Annotated in this window: 16 protein-coding genes and 1 pseudogene; 8 read left to right on the top strand and 9 right to left on the bottom strand. The window is 63.8% G+C overall.

Annotated elements, in window-relative coordinates; genetic code table 11:
* Positions 1-69: 69 nt before the first annotated feature.
* The 3 genes from M1L53_RS27320 to M1L53_RS27310 form a co-directional block, all read right to left on the bottom strand.
* Entirely contained in the window at positions 70-768 is a 699-nt protein-coding gene (locus M1L53_RS27320; RefSeq protein WP_003945151.1) for a hypothetical protein, read from the bottom strand.
* A 126-nt stretch (positions 769-894) separates the two neighbouring features.
* Positions 895-1,521 (bottom strand): phosphoribosyltransferase, encoded by a 627-nt coding sequence (locus tag M1L53_RS27315; RefSeq protein ID WP_054187345.1) that lies wholly within the window; start codon positions 1,519-1,521, stop codon positions 895-897.
* A 55-nt stretch (positions 1,522-1,576) separates the two neighbouring features.
* A complete protein-coding gene (locus tag M1L53_RS27310; RefSeq protein WP_050656184.1) occupies positions 1,577-2,404 on the bottom strand; it encodes a carbon-nitrogen hydrolase family protein in 828 nt (275 codons plus the stop codon).
* Between the two features lie 102 nt (positions 2,405-2,506).
* Here M1L53_RS27310 and M1L53_RS27305 point away from each other — a divergent pair, with 102 nt between their 5' ends.
* A complete protein-coding gene (locus M1L53_RS27305; protein ID WP_003945121.1) occupies positions 2,507-4,282 on the top strand; it encodes a DEAD/DEAH box helicase in 1,776 nt (591 codons plus the stop codon).
* A 101-nt stretch (positions 4,283-4,383) separates the two neighbouring features.
* Here the strand turns inward: M1L53_RS27305 and M1L53_RS27300 are convergent, their stop codons facing one another.
* From M1L53_RS27300 to M1L53_RS27285, 4 genes are all read right to left on the bottom strand, one after another.
* On the bottom strand, positions 4,384-6,282 hold the full coding sequence (locus M1L53_RS27300; protein ID WP_019749303.1) for an ABC transporter ATP-binding protein: 1,899 nt from the start codon (positions 6,280-6,282) through the stop codon (positions 4,384-4,386).
* A 92-nt stretch (positions 6,283-6,374) separates the two neighbouring features.
* Complete coding sequence (locus tag M1L53_RS27295) at positions 6,375-6,971, bottom strand: hypothetical protein (RefSeq protein ID WP_054187344.1); 597 nt, start codon at positions 6,969-6,971, stop codon at positions 6,375-6,377.
* 56 nt (positions 6,972-7,027) lie between these two features.
* Positions 7,028-7,438 carry a YchJ family protein gene (locus M1L53_RS27290; protein ID WP_054187343.1) on the bottom strand — a complete coding sequence of 137 codons (411 nt, stop codon included), beginning with the start codon at positions 7,436-7,438 and terminating at the stop codon, positions 7,028-7,030.
* A gap of 22 nt (positions 7,439-7,460) precedes the next feature.
* A complete protein-coding gene (locus M1L53_RS27285; protein ID WP_030536912.1) occupies positions 7,461-9,023 on the bottom strand; it encodes a long-chain-fatty-acid--CoA ligase in 1,563 nt (520 codons plus the stop codon).
* Between the two features lie 262 nt (positions 9,024-9,285).
* On the opposite strand from M1L53_RS27285, the gene M1L53_RS27280 reads away from it, so the two are divergent.
* From M1L53_RS27280 to M1L53_RS27260, 5 genes are all read left to right on the top strand, one after another.
* The gene (locus M1L53_RS27280; protein WP_054187342.1) at positions 9,286-10,059 is read left to right on the top strand and encodes an ABC transporter ATP-binding protein; all 774 of its coding nucleotides are present in this window, start codon (positions 9,286-9,288) and stop codon (positions 10,057-10,059) included.
* A 4-nt stretch (positions 10,060-10,063) separates the two neighbouring features.
* Positions 10,064-12,598, top strand: a complete 2,535-nt coding sequence (locus M1L53_RS27275; RefSeq protein ID WP_019749299.1) for an ABC transporter permease — start codon at positions 10,064-10,066, stop codon at positions 12,596-12,598.
* Between the two features lie 68 nt (positions 12,599-12,666).
* Complete coding sequence (locus M1L53_RS27270) at positions 12,667-13,113, top strand: hypothetical protein (protein WP_054187341.1); 447 nt, start codon at positions 12,667-12,669, stop codon at positions 13,111-13,113.
* A 107-nt stretch (positions 13,114-13,220) separates the two neighbouring features.
* On the top strand, positions 13,221-14,396 hold the full coding sequence (locus M1L53_RS27265; protein WP_007736177.1) for an acyl-CoA dehydrogenase family protein: 1,176 nt from the start codon (positions 13,221-13,223) through the stop codon (positions 14,394-14,396).
* 8 nt (positions 14,397-14,404) lie between these two features.
* Entirely contained in the window at positions 14,405-15,535 is a 1,131-nt protein-coding gene (locus tag M1L53_RS27260) for an acyl-CoA dehydrogenase family protein (protein WP_054187340.1), read from the top strand.
* A gap of 58 nt (positions 15,536-15,593) precedes the next feature.
* Here the strand turns inward: M1L53_RS27260 and M1L53_RS27255 are convergent, their stop codons facing one another.
* Entirely contained in the window at positions 15,594-16,940 is a 1,347-nt protein-coding gene (locus M1L53_RS27255; RefSeq protein ID WP_054187339.1) for a DUF5691 domain-containing protein, read from the bottom strand.
* A 104-nt stretch (positions 16,941-17,044) separates the two neighbouring features.
* Here M1L53_RS27255 and M1L53_RS27250 point away from each other — a divergent pair.
* Together M1L53_RS27250 and M1L53_RS27245 are read left to right on the top strand one after the other, a co-directional pair.
* Positions 17,045-18,274 (top strand): annotated as a pseudogene (locus tag M1L53_RS27250) (hypothetical protein).
* A gap of 136 nt (positions 18,275-18,410) precedes the next feature.
* Positions 18,411-19,181: a hypothetical protein gene (locus tag M1L53_RS27245; RefSeq protein ID WP_003945109.1), complete on the top strand. Its 771-nt coding sequence runs from the start codon at positions 18,411-18,413 to the stop codon at positions 19,179-19,181.
* A 2-nt stretch (positions 19,182-19,183) separates the two neighbouring features.
* On the opposite strand, the gene M1L53_RS27240 is transcribed toward M1L53_RS27245, so the two are convergent.
* On the bottom strand, positions 19,184-20,131 hold the full coding sequence (locus M1L53_RS27240; RefSeq protein ID WP_007732210.1) for an aldo/keto reductase: 948 nt from the start codon (positions 20,129-20,131) through the stop codon (positions 19,184-19,186).
* Positions 20,132-20,164: the final 33 nt, after the last annotated feature.

The raw sequence follows: 20,164 nt of genomic DNA, 5'->3' as shown, positions 1-20,164 counted from the left end.
TCGTTACTATTCGGTAGAACTGGTCGGGCGCTGACCTGCAGTTTAGTGTGACCGCCTGTTTACAGGTACTCAGGCGACGTGTTGGAGCGTGCGACCGTGCACGGACAGCCACCGCCGAATTGCGTAGTCCAATCGGTCCGGATCCACTCCGAGTTGCTCTGCAGTAGCTGCAAGGATCTCCGAGGTGTCTCCCGGCAACTCGGTGGTGCCGAGTGTCGCGCTGATGAAGGTGTCGGCAGCGGTCCCCAGATCGGTGTGCGGAATTCCGGCCAACATCAACAGGTGGGCCCAGGTCACTTCGGAACCGTCTCCGCACGCGTCCACCCAGGCATGGTGAACGGCTTCGAGAGCGTTGTCGGAATCGGCGGCCGACAGCAGGTCCTCGACGCTGTTGATCCGCAAGTGATGGAGTTTCTCGGCGACCTGTTGGATGTGCCGTGCCTCGATCGGGACACCCGTCGCCGTGTAGCGACGCTTGTACGAGCCGATCTTGCCTGCCCACTGGTCCGAACTGCCGGCTTCCTCGAAGGTGCGGAGTAGTTCACGTGCGCCATCCGTGACGGGTTTGTCCTCGCGGGCTTTCCGGTACGCCAGGTAGCGATCGACGACGGTCACTTCGCTGTGACCCGACGTGGACTGAACGGATTCGATGATGCACAGGGCGAGGCTCTGTCGATAAGCGTCTGACGCAACCCAGGCGGAAGGGTCGCCCAGGCGGTCACGGCACGCAGCTGCGACGGCGTCGACGGTATCGGTCGAGATGGTCACGGTTCCTCCAGAAAGCCGAATTCTTTTTGTTCCATTTGGGCTATCGGCACCGAGGAGCGAAATGTTGCACACATCACAAATTCTCAGAGATCTCTTGGACTGTGCTCAGGCTGGAGAGGTGTGCACTCAGGCGAGGAAGGACAGCACTTCGTCGTCGCTGAGTTGATGAAAGTCCTCGAATGCAGCACCGACGCCGCCTAACAGGGCAGGAACGAAGGGGCAGACGACCCGATCGGCGGAGCACGCGATCACTCTCATGGCTTCGGGGGACGCTACTGGGACAGCGACGATCACGGCGGCAGCACCCGCGGTGCGCGCGCATCGGCAGGCAACGGCGGCACTCGCGCCCGTAGCCATTCCGTCGTCGACGATCACCGCAGTGCGTCCGTGGAGGGAAACCGGGGTCCGCCCCTCGCGCAGGAGATGCGCCCGCCGTTCCAATTCGGTTCGCTCGTCGCGTTCGACGGCGACGAGTTCTCTTTTCGAGACGCGAACCGCTGCGATGACGTCGTGGTTGAGGACCCGCACGCCGCCCTCACCGATGGCGCCCATCGCCAGTTCCGGGTTGTACGGACTGCCGAGCTTGCGCACCACCACGATGTCGAGCGGAGCCTTCAGTGCCGCAGCCACTTCGGCTGCGACCGGAACTCCGCCGCGCGGGAGTCCGAGAACGACGGGCTTGTCGATACGCAAGGTCTCGAGCCGCCCGGCCAGAAATTTGCCGGCGGAAGATCGATCCCGATACTGGGTCACTGCGTTGTCCTCGAGAAGCTCGAACCCCGACCAGTTCGACGCTACTCGCTGCAGGTCACCGCGACGAGACTGTGAACCTCCGCAGCGCGAGAGCGGGATTCTTCTCGCGTACCTCGGCGATGCGAGCAGCCGAAACGAGTGCGGTGGCGACCCCGACCTGCTCGCCAAGTGAACACATCACGACGCCCATCGGGTCCACGATCATGCTGGCACCCGCGCCGCCGCGCGCGCTCTGATCTGCCGCTGCGATGTACATCGTGTTCTCGATGGCCCGGGCGCGCACGAGAGTGGTCCAGTGGTCTTCCTTGAGCGGCCCCGGCACCCACTGGGCGGGCAGGAGCAAGATGTCTGCGCCGACGTCGACGATGCGCCGGGTGACTTCCGGGAAGCGCAGGTCGTAGCAGGTCTGGAGGCCGAAGGTCAGGCCGTCGCACCCGAAAGTCTGCGGTTCGGTGATCTCGCCCGCGCGGATCACGGCCGACTCTTGGTAACCGAAAGCGTCGTAAAGATGCAGTTTCCGGTAGGTCGCCACCAGTTCGCCGTTCGGGTCCATCGCGACGAGGGTGTTGGAGATTCTGCTCACGTCGTCGATCCGCTCGTTCATTCCTGCCACGAGGAAGATTCCGAACTCCGCGGCGACCGACGCCAGCGCCGAACCGAATTCGCCGTCCAGGTCCTCCGCGGACTCGATCAAACGCTCATCCGTCTTCGGTGCGGTGAACATCGAGTATTCCGGCGCCACGACAACTTTCGCGCCGCGTGCTGCTGCATCGGAAGCCAGTGATCGCAGTGATTCGAGGTTGGCTTTCTTGTCCGTCCCCGGGGCGAATTGGGCAATCGCGACAACGGTCTGGGAGGGGGTGGCTGCGGTGGCTTCGGTCATGCTTCCTACGCTAGGCGAAACCCGCTGGGAGGGTGGATCTGTCGTAAAAGCACCCCCGGTATGTCGTCGTGTCTATACTCTATCCGCTAAACTGCTGGTCAAATGAGTGATATTGAGCGTGACCCCGAACCCCCAACATTTGCCGACCTCGACATCGATGATCGGGTACTGAAGGCACTGTCAGACGTGGGCTACGAGTCGCCCTCGCCCATTCAGGCTGCCACCATTCCGCCGCTGCTCGAAGGCAAGGACGTCGTCGGTCTCGCACAGACCGGTACCGGCAAGACCGCAGCCTTCGCAGTTCCAGTCCTGTCGCGGATCGACACGTCGATCAAGCAGACCCAGGCGCTGGTGCTTGCTCCCACGCGTGAGCTGGCGCTTCAGGTTGCCGAGGCATTCGGCAAGTACTCCGCGCACATCCCCGGACTCAACGTGCTGCCGATCTACGGTGGCCAGAGCTACGGCGTCCAGCTGTCGGGCCTGCGCCGCGGCGCACACGTCGTCGTCGGTACCCCGGGTCGTGTCATCGACCATCTCGAAAAGGGCACCCTGGATCTGACCAATCTCAAGTACCTCGTTCTCGACGAGGCCGACGAGATGCTCAAGATGGGGTTCCAGGAGGACGTCGAGCGCATCCTCCGCGACACCCCCGGCGACAAGCAGGTCGCTCTGTTCTCGGCAACGATGCCCGGCTCGATTCGCCGGATCTCGAAGCAGTACCTGAACAATCCGGTCGAGATCACCGTCAAGTCCAAGACGTCGACCGCCTCGAACATCACGCAGCGCTACATTCAGGTTGCTCATCAGCGCAAGCTCGATGCACTGACCCGAGTCCTCGAGGTCGAGGCATTCGAGGCGATGATCATCTTCGTCCGTACCAAGCAGGCCACCGAAGACCTGGCGGAGAAGCTGCGGGCCCGCGGGCACTCGGCTGCCGCGATCAACGGCGACATCGTCCAGGCACAGCGTGAGCGGACCATCGGTCAGCTCAAGAACGGCGCCCTCGACATCCTCGTCGCGACCGACGTTGCCGCTCGAGGCCTCGACGTGGATCGAATCTCCCACGTCGTCAACTACGACATCCCGCATGACACGGAGTCGTACGTCCACCGCATCGGTCGTACCGGCCGCGCCGGTCGTCAGGGTGACGCGTTGCTGTTCGTCGCCCCGCGTGAGCGTCATCTGCTCAAGTCCATCGAGAAGGCGACCCGTCAGCCGCTTGCGGAGATGCAGCTTCCCAGTGTCGACGACGTCAACGCCCAGCGCGTGGCCAAGTTCGGTGACTCCATCACCGAGAGCCTGGCCTCGGAGAATCTCGCGATGTTCCGCAAGATGATCGAGGACTACGACCAGGAACACGACGTTCCGCTCATCGACATCGCTGCCGCTCTGGCGTTGCAGTCGCGCGACGGCGAAGCATTCTTGCTTTCTCCCGAGCCGCCGGCACCGCCGCGTCGTGAGCGCGAGCCTCGTGAACCACGTCCTCCCCGTCGTTTCGACGACGGCCCGGCCCCGCGCTCGCGTGGGCCCGAGGGCCAGGAGCTGGCCGCGTACCGCATTGCAGTCGGCAAGCGTCACCGCGTCGTTCCGGGTGCCATCGTCGGTGCCATCGCCAACGAGGGTGGGCTTCGTCGAAGCGACTTCGGGCACATCAGCATTCGCCCGGATCACAGCATCGTCGAGCTGCCGGCCGACCTCTCCAACGAGACTCTCGAAGCTTTGCGTCGCACACGCATCTCCGGCGTCCTGATCCAGCTGCAGCCTGATTTCGGGCCGCCGCAGGGACGTCCGAGTGGCCGTGGCGACCGTGGTGGCCGGGACGATCGTGGTGGACGTGACGACCGCCGCGGTGGCGGACGCGATCGCTACAACGACTGACCTACAGCTTCAACGACTGTCATGAAGACTGAAACAGGCGCTGCCCTCCGCGAGGAGGACAGCGCCTGTTTTCTGTGTGGGGGGCAAGGCGCTGCGCGGTATCAGATCGGCGTCGGTGCGAGGGCGCCGTTCTTCCGGGCGTTGGTGTCGAACTGCGTGCGGTACAACTCGGCGTAGCGGCCGCCGCGCGCGAGCAGTTCCTCATGGTTGCCGCGCTCGACGATCTGGCCTGCCTCGACGACAAGGATCAGGTCCGCGGAACGGATCGTCGACAATCGGTGAGCGATCACCACCGCAGTCCGCCCGGCGAGTGCTTCGCCGAGTGCTTCCTGAACCGCAGCTTCCGACGTCGAGTCGAGATGCGCGGTGGCCTCGTCCAAGATGACGACGCGAGGCTGGGCCAGGAGCAGGCGTGCGATGGTCAGGCGTTGACGCTCGCCGCCCGAGAGGCGGTAACCGCGTTCACCCACCACGGTCTCCAGTCCGTCGGGCAGCGACGCAACCAGGTCGGTGAGCCGTGCGCGCTCCAGAACCTCACGCAGATCTTCTTCGGTGGCATCCGGTCGCGCAAGGAGCAGGTTGGATCGAAGGCTCTCGTGGAACAGGTGCCCGTCCTGCGTGACCATGCCGACGGTCTCCCGGATGGAATCGGCACTGAGGTCGCGGACGTCGACGCCGCCCAACTCGACCGAACCGGAGTCGATGTCGTAGAGGCGCGGAATCATCTGCGCCACGGTCGACTTTCCGGCACCGGACGTGCCGACCAAGGCGACCATCTGTCCTGCTTCGGTGCGGAACGACAGGTCGTGCAACACGTCCTCGCCGCCGCGGGTGTCGAGGATCGCGACTTCCTCCAGGGACGCGAGAGACACCTTGTCCGCGGATGGGTAAGCAAAAGTGACGTTCTTGAACTCGACGGACACCGGGCCCTGCGGCACCGTGCGTGCATCGGGCTTCTCGGTGATGAGCGGCGCCAGATCGAGAATCTCGAATACCCGCTCGAAGCTGACCAGGGCGCTCATGACGTCCACCCGGGCGCTGGCCAGTGCGGTCAACGGTGAGTACAGCCGCGTCAACAACAGTGCCATCGCCACGACGGCGCCTGCGTCCAACTGTCCGCGCAGCGCGTAGAAGCCGCCGAGTCCGTAGACGAGGGCAAGAGCAAGGGCCGAGACCAGCGTCAGTGCTGTGACGAAGACGGACTGCAGCATTGCGGTCCGGACTCCGATGTTGCGCACACGCCTGGCGCGAACCGCGAACTCCGCAGATTCTTGCGACGGGCGGCCGAACAGCTTGACCAGAGTCGCGCCGGGAGCGGAGAACCGCTCCGTCATCTGGGTGCTCATGAGCGAATTATGGTTGGCTGCTTCACGATTGAGTGCTGCAAGTTTGGCGCCCATGCGCCGTGCGGGGATGACGAAGATCGGGAGAAGTAGCAGCGCGAGGACGGTGATCTGCCAGGAGATCCCGAGCATGACGATCAGCGTGATCACCAGGGTGACCAGATTGCTGACCACTCCGGACAAGGTGTCGCTGAAGGCGCGCTGAGCGCCGATGACGTCGTTGTTGAGACGGCTTACCAGTGCTCCGGTTCGAGTTCTGGTGAAGAACGCGATGGGCATCTTCTGGACGTGATCGAAGACGGTGGTGCGCAGATGCAGGATCAGGTCTTCGCCGATGCTGGCCGAGAGCCACCGGGTCAACAGTCCCAGAGCGGCTTCGAGAAGTGCAACCAGTGCGATCAGGGCGGCAAGTTTGACGACCACGTCGACGGCGTCGCCGCCGACTATCGCGTTGACCACGCGCCCGGCCAGGACAGGTGTTGCCACGGCAAGCGCAGCAGTGACGACACTCAGTACGAGGTACCAGCTGAGGTTGCGTTTCTGTGGAACTGCGAACGTCGCGATCCGCTTCAGTGTCGCCTTCGAGAACGGGCGCCGATCTTCTTGCGCGTGCATCGCGTTGTACATCGCGTTCCACGCGGTGACTTCCATACTCATGACTTCGCCCCTCCGGTCGCCGGCCACGAAGATTACGTGGCCGGTACGACACGAAGGTAGAACCTCAACCAAACTTCAGGTCAAGTGCGGCCTCAGCGGGCCACGTCGACCACCACGCGAGGAGGGTCGCTGAGCGTCGTGACCGTGAACGGCTGCTTCTCGGTCACGCCGATGAACGACTGCGTGACTCCCTCGAAGACGTTGGACCCGTTGACCTCGGTCACGACTCCGCCGACGCCGGGGACCGGGTTGGGGCCGGAGTACTGCTCGACTCCGCTGTCGAAGGGATATGCGGAACCGTCGATCAGGACCTGGATCACTGCGGCACCCTTGATGTCCACGGGCTTACCGCTGCCTTCCTGCGTCGCCGCGTCGACGTACTTGACGCGCCAACCGGGTGTGCCGGTTCCGCCCATTTCGTAGACGACACGATCGAATCCGTCGTGCTCGCCCACTCGGATGTCGACGACGGTGAGCTTGGATTCGGTGCCCGCAGCCGACGTCTTGTCGGAGCTGTCCGTCGGGACTGGTTCTGTGGTCGACGCTGCTGCACTCGAGGTCCAGGTCGAGGTGACGGCCGAGGTGGCTGCCGTGGGAGTGGTCTCCGCGTCCTGCGAACAGGCAGTCAGGCTCACGCCCACTGCGATGGCAGCGACAGCGGCAAATGATCTCGTCCGGTTCGTTGTCATGACTCGATCGTAGGGCTCGCGTTATCGGGATCCGCGGCGACGGTGCCCGGAGTTACCTAACCGATATCGCCGTCGACATAGAGCCACTTACCCTCTGTTCGCGCAAATCGACTGCGTTCGTGGAGCATTCCCCGCTCGCGTCCGAATGTGTAGTGAGCGCGAAATTCCACGACGCCGTCGGAATCGAACAGCCCGCCCCGTTCGGTGTCCAGGATCTCCAACCGGAGCCATTTCTGGTCGGGGTCGAGATCGAGTTGGGCTGGGCGATGGTCGGGATGCCAAGTCTGCGTGAGATATTCGTCGTCCATCACAGCGAAAGCCGTGTAACGCGAACGCATCAGGGTTTCGGCGGTCGGTGCGTGCGCTACTCCGCTGATGTACTTGCCGCAGCATTCGGCCAACGCGTTGCCGCTGACGCACGGGCACGGATCGGTCGGATTGGGTGTGGTGGGGCGGCGCGAAGTCACCGCCCCATTACAGCACGCGAACTCAGACCAGTTTGTGTTCGCGGTTCTCCCAGTACGGTTTGCGGAGGTCGCGTTTGAGGATCTTTCCGGTGGGATTGCGGGGAAGAATCTCGACGACGTCGATACTGGTCGGGCACTTGAACTTTGCGAGGCGTTCCTGTGTATAGGTGATCAGTTCGGCTTCGTCGATCTGCGCTTCGGCAGTGAGAACCACGACAGCCTTGACGGTTTCACCCCAACGGTCGTCGGGAACGCCGATGACCGCGACCTCGGCGATTGCCGGATGCTCCACCAGTACTCGTTCGATCTCGGGGGAGTAGACGTTCTCGCCGCCGGTGATGATCATGTCCTTGAGGCGGTCCTCGATGAAGACGAACCCGCCGGAGTCGGCGCGGCCCATGTCGCCGCTACGCAGCCACCCGTCTGCGGTAATCGTTTCGGCCGTCGCCTCGGGCTTACCCAGGTATCCGGGTGTGCACTGTTCGGATCGCCACCACAGCTCACCGGTCGTTCCGGTGGGCACGTCCTCGAGCGTGACGGGGTCCACCACGCGCATCTCGACGCCGGGGATCGCCGTACCTGCTGATGCCATGCGCTCGACCTGCGACTCGTCGCGGTGAACGTCCGGCATCAACGCGGTAATGACGCCTGCCATTTCGGTCATGCCGTAGACCTGCACGAATTCGGTGTCCGGCCACGCTGCGAGTGCCGCGCGCAACAGCGGGAGCGGCATGGGGGCGGCGCCGTAGGTGATGCGTTTGAATGCTTTGAAGGCGGCGACCGCCTGCTCGCCTGCGGCCAGGACTCCGGCAATGACCGGTGGGACGAGAAAGGCGATGTTGGCTCCGGCGGCGAGACCGGCGAAGATCGACGGTCCGTCGGCTTCTCTCGTGAAGTAACAGCGGCCACCGGTGTGAATTGCCATGATGGCGTAGCACGTTCCGCCGACGTGGAACATCGGCATCGCGATCAAGAATCGGTGATCCTCGTGGGCCGGCAGGATTTCGAGGACATTGTTGCTGTGCGCGAACAGGTTTCGATGCGTGAGCTGGACACCCTTGGGGCGACCGGTCGTCCCGGAACTGTAGAGAACCAGAGCGGTGGCATCGGGGCTCACCTCGGGGCGGGAGTGCAGCGGTGTGACCTCGTCGATCCACGGCTCGAATTCGTCGTGTTCACCGCCGACGGCGAAGATCGATTCGACGGCCGTCAAGCGGTCTCGCATCGCGACGACCTGGGGGAGTAGTTCGCTGCCGACGAACAGAATGCGAGCGCCACAGTCCGCGAGAACGTAATCCAGCTCTTCGCTCGAAAGTCGCCAGTTGGGAACGACATTCGCGGCGCCGAGTAGTGAGGCGGCGTAGGTGACTTCGAGACAGGACAGATGATTCTTGTCGACGAACGCGACAGTGTCGCCGGCACCGATGCCTGATTCGGCGAGGGCGGCGGCGATACGCAAGATGCGGTCCCGCCACTGAGCCCACGTGAATTCGGTCCCTTGGAAGGTCATCGCTGCTTGATCAGGCTTGACCGTCGCCCAGTGCTCTAGCCGATCGAAAATGATTCCAGCGGTGGCGTCGGACATTCGGCCGCCTCTCTCGTGTGATTGGTGTCACAAGGTTAATGTGCGCCAGGTCTTCGTATCGCTGTTTCCAGTCAATGCGCACAAGCAGGAGGGGGCGCATTCCCCCCACCCTGACCGGCTCGGCCGCAGATATCAGGGTGGTCCCCGATGGCGGGCGCGCCCGCCACCCGACAGGATGGAACCAACCATTGCGGGCGTCCGTGTTTTCACGGGCGCCCGTCACGCCCGCAAAGTAGCACTGAAGTGAACAGGAAAGGCGATCATGAGTTCGCACGCCCAGGATGTCGCGGCCCGCGCAGTCGGCCTGTCCAAGACCTACGGCACCGGAGATACCCAGGTGCACGCCCTCAGTTCGGTGTCCGCAGATTTCGCCCGCGGTGAGTTCACGGCGATCATGGGGCCGTCCGGTTCCGGTAAGTCGACGCTGATGCATTGCCTCGCCGGTCTGGATTCCGCCAGTTCGGGTTCTGTTCTCATCGGTGACACGGAACTCACGACGCTTTCCGACAAACAGATGACCCAATTGCGACGCGATCGCATCGGTTTCGTTTTCCAGGCGTTCAACCTGGTGCCGACCCTGACGGCGCTCGAGAACATCACGTTGCCGCTCGACATCGCGGGACGCAAAGCGGACCCGAACTGGCTGAACAGCGTCCTGACCAAGCTGGGTCTCGGGGATCGCCTCGATCACCGGCCGGGAGAGCTCTCGGGTGGTCAGCAGCAGCGTGTGGCGTGTGCGCGTGCGCTGGCGGGTCAGCCGGAGATCATCTTCGGCGACGAGCCGACCGGAAACCTCGATTCGAAGTCCTCCGGGGAGGTGCTCTCGATCCTGCGGGCGGCCGTGGACGAGTTCAACCAGACCGTGGTGATCGTGACGCACGATCCGCGGGCAGCGGCGTACGCCGATCGTGTCGTGTTCCTCGCGGACGGCAAGATCGTCGACGAATTGCGTGAGCCTACGGCGGATTCGGTCCTTGATCGTATGAAGCGGCTCGACGCTCCGCAGGCGGTCGTGAACGTGGAAGCCGGGGCTTGAGCACATGGCTTCGGTAAGTAACTCGCCGATGCGCAAGGTTTCCCTGCGCAACCTGGCGGCACACAAGGTGCGACTTGCGCTGACGGTTCTCTCCGTGGTGCTCGGCACGGCTTTTGTCGCGGGGTCGTTCGTTTTCACCGACACCCTCCAGAAGACTTTCGATTCGATCTTCGAGAACACCGCCCAGGGCGTCGACGTCCGGGTATCGATGGAAGAGCGCAACACCAGTGGCGTTCCGGTCGAGGATGTCGACAAACTTGCCGCAGTCGACGGTGTCCGAGCGGTGGCGCCGGCCGTCAGCGGACAGATCGTCCTGATCAACGCAGACGGCGGCGCTGTTCAGACCGGCGGCGCGCCGAGTATCGGGCAGTCCTACCTACCGCCGGGCCAGGCGATTGCCGAACCCGACACCTTCGTCGAGGGCGCGCCTCCGACGCAGACCGGTCAGGTCGCGCTGAACACCAGCGCCGCCGAGCGAGCCGGACTGAAGGTGGGGGACTCCGCCAAGGTTCTGGCACCGGCCCGCGGAATCGTGGACGTGACGTTGTCCGGCATATACGAGGGGGCGGGCAGTGACACCGGCGGGTTCATCGGCGCGCTCTTCACCGACGAGCAGGCCCGTGGACTCTTCACCGACGGCCAACACGTCGAGTACATCGACGTCGCGGGCGACGGGGTGTCGCAGACGGAACTGCAGCAACGCGTCGAGCAGGTTTTCCCCGATCTCAAGGTGCAGACCGGCGACCAGGTTCGTGAGGAGACCAAGGCCGAGGTCGACTCGGCGCTGAGCTTCATCAACTACTTCCTGTTGGCGTTCGGCGCGATTGCTCTGCTCGTCGGAACGTTCATCATCTACAACACCTTCTCGATGATCGTGGCGCAGCGTCTTCGTGAGCTGGCGCTGCTGCGTGCGATCGGTGCGAGCCGAGCGCAGGTCGGCCGTTCGGTGGTCACCGAGGCGCTCGTGGTCGGACTCATCGGCAGCATCATCGGTCTGCTCGGCGGTATCGGTCTCGCCTACGGATTGCGCAGTCTCCTCAACACATTCGACGTCGGTCTGCCGGAAGGCCCGCTCCAGGTGGGTGCCCGCACGATCATCGTCGCGTTGGTGGTCGGCGTCGTCGTCACGACGCTCAGCGCTTACGCCCCGGCTCGTCGTGCGTCGAAGATCCCGCCGGTGGCGGCCATGCGTGAGGAGTTCGCCTCCACCGGTGACTCACTGCGAGTGCGGACGTTGATCGGTGCGATTCTCGGCGTGATCGGTGTGGCACTGCTCGTGTTCGGCTCTCGCGGTACCGGTGGTGGCGCGGCGCTGATCGTCGGCCTCGGTGCGTTCTCGTTGATCATCGCGGTGCTTCTCGGGGCTCCCGCGCTGTCGCGGCCGATCGTCGGCGCGCTCGGTGCCGTGTTCGCCAAGCCGTTCGGTGCCATAGGGCGATTGGCTCGTACCAATGCGGTGCGCAATCCCCGTCGCACGGCCGCAACGGCATTCGCGTTGACTCTCGGTCTGATGCTGGTGACGGTCATCGGAGTGTTCGGTTCCTCGGCCAAGGCGAGCATCAATGCTCTTGTCGACGTGGGTGTTTCGGCCGACTACATCCTGACCGGTCCCAACGCGATCGGCGTGCCGCGAGGTGCGGCCGACGCAGTCCGACAGGTGCCCGACGTGCAGAGCGCGACGTCGTTGCACGGAGTGCGTGCGAAGGTCGACGGTGAGGACGAGCAGGGCGCTTCGTTCGACGGTCCGATCGAAGGCGTGCTCGAATACAAGATCCTCGAGGGCACGGTCGATCTGACCGGCAACAACATGCTCGTCTCGAAGTCGACTGCGGACGACAAGGGTTGGACTGTGGGTTCGACCCAGACGTTGACCGGTCCCGGCGGCGTCGAGTACCAGACGGTTGTCGCGGGAGTGTTCGAGGACAACCAGCTGATCGGCTCGTGGATCGTCTCGGACGAGGCGTACAGGAAGCTGATGCCGGCCGAGAGTCTGCCGGACTTCGTGGTTCTGGTGAAGGCGAAGCCTGGCGCGGATCTGACAACGCTGCGATCCGAGCTCGAAACGGCCACGGAGAAGTACGTCGTCGTCCAGGTGCAGGATCGTGAGGAGTTCAAGGGAACTCAGGGCCAGCAGATCAACACGTTGTTGGCGATCCTCTACGGACTGCTTGCACTCGCGGTCGTGATCGCAATCCTGGGCATCATCAACACCCTGGCACTCTCGGTGGTCGAGCGGCGACGAGAAATCGGAATGCTGCGAGCTGTCGGCATGCAGCGCGGACAGATGCGACGCACGATCTACCTCGAGTCGGTGCTCATCGCGGTGTACGGCGCGGCGGTCGGAGTTGTTCTCGGCATCGCGTTCGGTTGGGCCTTCGTGAGCACTCTCGCGGATCAGGGCCTCGACAAGATCACGATCCCGTGGGGTCAGGTGGTCGGAATGCTGATCGGCTCGGGTGTGGTGGGTGTCTTGGCGGCGCTGTGGCCGGCCAACCGAGCGGCCAAGACGAAGCCGCTCGAGGCGATTGCAGACATGTAGGGCCTTCGGCCCCCGTGCGCACTTTTGGTAGCGGTAACAGCCGAAAGTGCGCACGGTACCGTTGCCACATGAGCACCCTTCAAGAAGTCGGCGAACGTGAATCCTGGCGCTGCTGGCTGTGTGACGAACCGGTCGATCCCGATATGTCCGTCAATGATCCGCGCGGCCCGAGTATCGACAGCATCAACACCGCAAAAAAGGGTGGCAAGACCAAAGGTGGCGTCGAACGCTTGGCGCACCGCGCATGCAACACCAAGAAGGGTGCGGTCAAACCTGTTGTGGAATGGTCAGATCGGCTGTTCGTCGTGGATCCCGCCCCGATCATCGGGGTCGTGGAGCAGCTCGAGCGAAAGGGTGGCCGCGTCGCCGTCGCTCGCTGCCCCGGCAAGGACGACGCCCAGGAAGCGTCGGATTGGTTGATCGATCGGTTGTCGCGTCTGGCTCCCGCGTTGAATGTCGAAACAAGTATCGACGCCGCGGGCGGGGGTTACCTGTTGGTCCTGAAAACCGTGTAGGAGGTCGGCCCTGAGTGCCGTCTTTTGCGGTACCTGTTCCGCCTCCATAGCTGTCGGGGTACGGTCGAACCGAACATGAATCCGGTTTCGAGTGCGAAGGAATCCCGATGAACCTGGCATTGACCGACGAGGAACTAGCGTTCCGCGACGAGATGCGGACGTTCTTCCGTACGCAAATCCCCGCGGACATCAGGGAGGCGTACGCCCACGGCGAGGAGTTGGGGCGCGACCGTATGGTCGAGGCGCAGCAGATCCTCAACGCTCACGGTCTGGCGGTACCGCACTGGCCGGTCGAGTGGGGCGGCAAGGACTGGACCCCGGTCCAGCACAACATCTGGCTCGACGAACTGCAGCTTGCGTCGGTTCCCGAACCTTTGGCGTTCAACGCCAACATGGTCGGTCCGGTCATCGCGGCCTTCGGCTCGCAGGAGCAGAAGGAGAAGTTCCTTCCGGCGACTGCGAACCTCGACATCTGGTGGTGCCAGGGATTCTCCGAACCCGAGGCCGGTTCCGATCTCGCTTCGCTCAAGACCCGTGCGGTCCGCGACGGCGACGACTGGGTCATCAATGGTCAGAAGACCTGGACGACGCTGGGACAGTACGCCGACTGGATCTTCTGCCTGGTGCGCACCAATCCCGATGCGCCCAAGCGTCAGGCCGGCATCTCGTTCATCCTTGTCGATCTGAAGACGCCTGGCGTCACGGTCCGCCCGATCAAGCTGATCGACGGCGGCTACGAGGTCAACGAAGTGTTCTTCGAGGACGTCCGCGTTCCGGGAGAGAACCTGGTCGGTGAAGAGAACCAGGGCTGGGGCTACGCCAAGTTCCTGCTCGGCAACGAGCGAACCGGTGTCACCCGCGTCGGGTTCTCGAAGGTTCGTCTGGCCCAGGCCAAGGCCCGCGCTGCCGAGGTCAAGGTCGGCAACGGAACACTGCTCGAAGATCCGCTCTTCGCTGCTCGCCTCGCCGAACTCGAAAACGAATTGCTTGCCCTCGAGCTCACTCAGCTCCGGGTGGTCGCCAGTTCCGCTGACGGCCAGCCGAACCCGGCGTCGTCGCTGCTCAAGCTTCGTGGCTCCGAATTGCAGCAGGCGAGCGTCGAACTGCTGATGGACGTGGCCGGCCCTGATTCACTGCCGTACGACGCGGGCAGCGACATCGCCTCCGCGAGCTGGGCGCAGCACACTGCCCCGACGTACCTGAACTACCGCAAGGTATCCATCTACAGCGGATCGAGCGAAGTGCAGCGCAGCATCATCGCCTCCTCGATCCTCGGATTGTGAGGCGTGGCATGGACTTCGAACTCAACGACGAACAAAAACTTCTCCGCGACACCACCAAGGATCTCCTCGCGCGTAGCTACGACGCCGAGAAGCGCAACGCGATCATCGACTCCGATCCCGGGTGGAGCCCGCAGGTCTGGAAGCAGTTGGCCGAGGTCGGCTTGCTCGGCCTGACATTCTCCGAGGACGACGGCGGCATGGACGCCGGCCCAGTGGAAATCGGCGCGGTCATGACCGAGATCGGTCGACGCTTGGCACCCGAGCCGCTACTCGACGCGGTCGTGACGCCGGGCGGCCTCATCTCCGAAGGTGGCAGTGCAGAGCAGCGTTCGTCGATTCTTCCCGGAGTGGCCGAGGGCACCACGTTCCTCGCGTTCGCCGACCAGGAACCCGGAATCCGTTGGCCGGCAACCGAACGGGCCACCGCGGCGGCCCAGGTCGACGGCGGCTGGACCATCACCGGTATCAAGAATCCCGTCGGCCACGGCGCGACGGCGGACAACTTGGTCGTGAGCGCTGCGCTCCCCGGCGGTGGCGTCGGACTGTTCCTCGTCAAGAGCGATGCCTCCGGTTTGGTACGCAAGTCCTACGCCACTCACGACGGGTTGCGCGGGGCGCAGATCGAGTTCACCGATACGCCGGCCGAAGCACTCGGTGAGGGCGGTGACGCTACTGCTCTGATCCAGGCCGCGCAGATCCGTGAGCAGGCCGCGCTGTGCGCCGAGGCTGTCGGAGCGATGGAAGAGGCGCTACGCCTGACCACCGAATACCTCAAGACGCGTAAGCAATTCGGGGTTCCCCTCGCAAAGTTCCAGACACTGACACACCGCGCCGCCGACCTGTACGTCTCGCTCGAGTTGGCACGCAGCATGAGTCTGTACGCAACGATGTCCCTTGCCGACGGCGTCGTCGATCCAGTGATCGCTTCGCGGGTGAAGTTGCAGATCGGGCGTTCGGCTCGGCTCATCGGCCAGGAGGCGATCCAGATGCATGGTGGTATCGGTATGACCGCAGAGTACCCGGTGGGGCACTACGTGAGCCGACTCGTCGCCATCGAGCACACCCTCGGCAGCACCGAAGATCACCTTCGGGTGTTGGCCGCCGGTGTGGCTGATCACGAGATGGTCAGCGTGGTCTGATCTTTCACGAACGACGAAGGGGCCGCATTCCGTTCCAAGGATGCGGCCCCTTCGTCGTTCAGCGGTGATTGCGCAGGACGTCCAAGCGGAGTCGGCGCTGCTCGATGTTGACGGCGCTGTCGGTGAATGCGTGTTGCCACCCGGGGTCACTCGTTCGGGCCGCCGCGTCCTGCAGAAGCGGTACGGCGTCGAAAGGGAAGCGCGCCTGCACGCTTCGCAGGGTGGAAAAGTGACTGTGACGCGAGTGGATGCCCAAGTCCTCACCCGTCGCAGCATGCTCCATCGCTTCGTTCTCCAAGGCGTTCAACAACTTTTCGGCGACGGCCAGGGGCCATGGGCGGTCGATGCCGTCGAGTAGTGCGCTGCCGTCGACGCCCAGAAGGTACTCGTCCGCGTGGCCGGCAACGATGTACTCGACGCGCTCGCGTGGGTCCGCGATGGCGACGATTCTCCGGTCGGTCGTGCGCCCGTCCCGCTCCAGAAATGCCGACGCCCACGCGGTGTTCTTCTGGAGAACGGTTGCAGCAGTCCATGATTCGATCATCACTGCGCGCCATTGCTTCTCGATGGGGATGGTGAGGGCCTCGCGTGGCGAACCGGCCATAGATTCCCACAGCGTCAGCGGAGTGGCGGTCACGACTTGCCGTAACCACCAGCGCCGGATGCCCTTGTTCTTGTAGTGGACGTCTTCGATGCCGTCACGAAATGCGAGGTCGTCGAGCGAGCCGGGCAATCGGACGGCAAGGCGCGGCCGCAAGGGCTTCGTCTCGAGCCGCACCCAGGACCGAGCCCGAGTGACCATTCGAGAGGCAAACGGAGATCGGGGGAGTTGCCGTAGTAGTTGAATTGCACGCTCACGGACCCGCACGGCTGGATCGTCGAGTGCACGCTCGAGGAGCGCGTAGTCGTGTTCACCCAGCCCGACGTCGAGATGGTCGAGGAAGTGCAGCCGGCTTGCCGTGGCCTCGTCGTCCCAAGCGATCTCGAGCTCTTCGCTCGCCAGTTCCGGGTCGACCGTACGTATGTAATCGAACCAGGCCGTACGGTCGTCCGGATCGGGCGAAAGCCACAGCTCGTCCCGGCGTGATCCGATTCGTCGTAGCTGGGCCCAATCCGGGTTCTGCTCCGCCAGGTACTGCCCGCGTCGACCGGCGAGGCGAAGTAGCGCCTCGCGGTGCTCGGGATACTTCAGCGCGGCTTCCATGAAGAGCGGAACGCTGGCAGCGGGCGCGAGGAATCCGCGTTGGTCGGCCATCGCGAACCATTCCGCGAGAGTCCAGGAACGAACCTGCAACAAGGAGTGAAGTTGTTCGATCGCGAGGTCGGGAAGCAGCGGTTGAACTGCTGGATCAGTCTTCGATGCGCGCGAGTGACCTGCGTGCGCGTCTGATCGCAGGGAGGTCACCCGCCTACGGTATGGCAGGGGTGCGTCGAGCTGGGTCGCAGGGGTCGGGCGCGTGTCGGCAGATTCTGGAACAGTGGTAACCGGCACCCAGCAGGAGGCGTGAGATGACGGATGGCCGTGAGATGAGAGACGGAACTGACGACGTCTTTGTCGTGGCATCGGTGACCGAACGGCGAACGCTCATCTCCACCCGAGTGAGGGAGTGGTGTGCGGCGGGAACCGTCGAGTCGAACCGGCCGGAGTTGTCCGATGATGTCGCGCTGCTGATTGCCGGGGGGTATGGGGACGAGTCGACGCGATCGATCCTGGCGAACCGGCGCAGTGTCGGACGTTCGTTCCCGGAGATCGGCGGCTTCTCGGAGTTGCGGTATCTCACCGACGAGCTGGCCCGCACCAGACGTCGACTGCTCGCGACTCGCATCGGCCCTGTTCAGGTTGTCCTCGAACGACGGGTGCAGGCGCTCGAGAAGCGCGTTCAGTCGATGCGATCGGCGATCGTGCATTCCAATCGTCACTTCGCGAGCAGTGTCCGTGCCATCCGCAAGGACCGGCGCGACGGCCTGCATCTCGACGTCGAGCAACGCGAGGCTCTCTTTGCCGGGCTCACCCGTACACCGGTTCCAGCCAAGCTGCCGGTGGGGCTCGGTGTCGTGGCCAGCAGTGGAAACGCAGCACTCGACAAACTTGCCGCCCAGTTCGGGAAGGTCCAGGGAACCGGTGTCATCGCCGATGCCGGAAGGCGCATCGCGGAAGTCCTCGACGGACTGGTCGATTCAGAACCCGAGGGACGCGCCGGTGAGTACGACGCCTTGCTTTAACTCGCCGGGAATCTGTTCGACCGGATCGAAAGCTCCAGCGCGTGGCATTCCGACCACTTCGTCATTCAACGCAACCAACTCGACCTGGCCGACGAGATCACCCAGATCGCGGTCGACACCGTCGCGCTGCGTTCGATTCTTGCGGAGTTGGACGACGCGGCTGCACTGGCACGCGACGAGGGAACCCGAGCCGGAATCGCTTCGCGCAGGGAAGCGCTCGGCGCGGTCTGGGACCAGCTGGTCGAGCGCGTGGCGGCCCTCGCGCGGATCGGTGACCTGGTCGCACGGGCCGAGGATCAGTTGAGTTCGCAGCGCGCGGTTGCGCATGCAGCGAGCCTCGACAGCCGGATCGACGACCTACTTGCGCGCTCCGGCTCACGTGAACTTTCGGCTGCAAACACGCACTACGTCGGGGATCAATTCGACGGTGTGGAAGAGCTGATGTTCGCTCACCGGGCGGCGCTTTACGGGGACATTGCACTGCTGACCTCTGGGAACGAGCGTCGGGCGCCGTAGTCAGGCCGTCGCCGGAGCTGTAAGGTCGGGGGTACTGACCGGCCACACGATCGAAGTAAAGGCCGGGATTTCGCTCAATGCTCGACCCCGATGCCGATCCGGTGATGCGGGCGTACCCGCTCGAGACAGGTCGATCATGGAAGACACCGCAAGCCGCGGCATCAATGCGTTCATTTCCGAAGCTACGCAGCGTGGGGGCAAGGCTGTCCGTCTCACGCACTCACGTCGTAATCCCGTCGAGGTGACGGGCGCTGACGGTGTCAGCCGAATCGTCCGCGTGCGGTCCAAGCTCGACGGTGACTGGCAGGCCAGGCGTCAGGACGAGTCGCTCGAGAGTGACGACACCCGCTCCGAGTTCTGGGTGTTCGTCGACCTGGCAGCAGATCCGCACGAGTTCTACATGTTGCCCTCCAACGAGGTCGCCGACGACATCCGCGCCGAGGTCGACCTGTGGATCATGGACAGCCCCGGACGTAATCGCACCGGCCATCACGCGATTCCGCGTGGGCGCGTCGTGCACGGTCACGATCGTTGGGATGCGCTGGGCTTGGCCGCGGTCAAGGATCCGAGCATTTACGTCGAGACCCCGGTTGCGACCAAGCGTAAGACGTCGCCGGTCGCCGCGAAGAAGCGTCGCGCCAGCGGTGTCGAGGAGATCGAAGTCGTCGACAATCGCCTCGAGATGACAGCCGATTGCCACGGATATCGCTGGGTCGGGCGCTTCGACGAAACCACCGAGGTCGTCGAGATCATGCGCGGACCGATGGAAGGCCGCCGATTCCCAGATCCGACCGCGGCCGCAAATGCCGTCACCGGTCACATCTCAGGCGACACCGAGAGCCATGACGGTTGGTCGTTCTGGACGATCAACAACACGGCCCTCGGCGCTCATCTCAAAACTGCCTGATCTCAGGCTCCGACTGCCGCCGACACCCGTTCGAGAGTGTCCAGTTCGTTCGACGAGAGCACCAGATTCGGGGCGTCCAGTAGCGCCGGGAGCTGCTCGGGCCGGCTGACGCTCGCGATCGGTGCGGTGATGCCCGGTCGAGTCAGCAGCCAGGCCAGCGCGACGGTCGAGATCTCGCTGTCGTGTGCCTGCGCGATTGTCGCCAGTTCCGCGACGACGTCGAGTCCGGCGTCGCTGAAGTATCCGGCGGTCAGTCGTTCGCGGGAGCTGCCTTCGATATCCGCGCGGGTCTTGTATTTTCCGGTCAGGAAGCCGGAAGCGAGAGCGAAGTACGGGAAGACGCTGATGTTGTTGTCGGTGGCGATCTGGGCAAGTTCGGGTTCGTACGACTTGCGGTGAACCAGGTTGTAGTGCGGTTGCAGGGCGATCGGCGCGGCGTAACCGTTCTCTTCGGTGATTCGCAGCCACTCCCGGACGCGATCGGGGCTGTAGTTGGAGATTCCGAGATAGCGAACCTTGCCCGCGACGACCAACGCATTGAAGGCTTCGAGAGTTTCCTCGAGCGGAGTCTGCGGGTCGTCGAAATGCGCGTAGTACAGGTCGATGCAGTCCGTCTGCAGGCGCTGCAGCGACGCCTCAGCTGCGGCCGCGATGTTGTCGGCCTTCAGGCCCTTGAAATCGGGATGGCTACCCACCTTGGTGGCGACGACGATGTCGTTCTGCAGTCCCCGATCGGTGATCCATTTCCCGATGATCGTTTCGGATTCCCCGCCGGAATTGCCGGGAGCCGACGCCGTGTACGAGTCGGAGGTGTCGATGAAGTTTGCACCGGCTTCGGCGAACGAATCGAGGATCTCGAAGGACGTCTTCTCGTCTGCTGTCCATCCGAAAGGGTTGCCGCCCAAGCTAAGTCGGAAGATGTCGAGGTCCGAATTTCCGATGATCGCCACTGTGTGGAACTCCCGTCGATGAAGGTGGTCGCT

Origin of the sequence: Rhodococcus sp. T9N (assembly GCF_024436645.1) — a bacterium.
GTDB classification, from domain to species: domain Bacteria; phylum Actinomycetota; class Actinomycetes; order Mycobacteriales; family Mycobacteriaceae; genus Rhodococcus_F; species Rhodococcus_F qingshengii.
Note: the sequence above shows the minus strand (reverse complement) of the source record. Positions and strands in the feature narration are given on the sequence as shown.

Coding starts and splice junctions, on each gene's coding strand:
- M1L53_RS27310 (WP_050656184.1), bottom strand. CDS start 2,404: ATGACCGAAGCCACCGCAGCCACCCCCTCCCAGACCGTTGTCGCGATT.
- M1L53_RS27305 (WP_003945121.1), top strand. CDS start 2,507: ATGAGTGATATTGAGCGTGACCCCGAACCCCCAACATTTGCCGACCTC.
- M1L53_RS27300 (WP_019749303.1), bottom strand. CDS start 6,282: ATGAGTATGGAAGTCACCGCGTGGAACGCGATGTACAACGCGATGCAC.
- M1L53_RS27295 (WP_054187344.1), bottom strand. CDS start 6,971: ATGACAACGAACCGGACGAGATCATTTGCCGCTGTCGCTGCCATCGCA.
- M1L53_RS27285 (WP_030536912.1), bottom strand. CDS start 9,023: ATGTCCGACGCCACCGCTGGAATCATTTTCGATCGGCTAGAGCACTGG.
- M1L53_RS27280 (WP_054187342.1), top strand. CDS start 9,286: ATGAGTTCGCACGCCCAGGATGTCGCGGCCCGCGCAGTCGGCCTGTCC.
- M1L53_RS27275 (WP_019749299.1), top strand. CDS start 10,064: ATGGCTTCGGTAAGTAACTCGCCGATGCGCAAGGTTTCCCTGCGCAAC.
- M1L53_RS27270 (WP_054187341.1), top strand. CDS start 12,667: ATGAGCACCCTTCAAGAAGTCGGCGAACGTGAATCCTGGCGCTGCTGG.
- M1L53_RS27265 (WP_007736177.1), top strand. CDS start 13,221: ATGAACCTGGCATTGACCGACGAGGAACTAGCGTTCCGCGACGAGATG.
- M1L53_RS27260 (WP_054187340.1), top strand. CDS start 14,405: ATGGACTTCGAACTCAACGACGAACAAAAACTTCTCCGCGACACCACC.
- M1L53_RS27245 (WP_003945109.1), top strand. CDS start 18,411: ATGGAAGACACCGCAAGCCGCGGCATCAATGCGTTCATTTCCGAAGCT.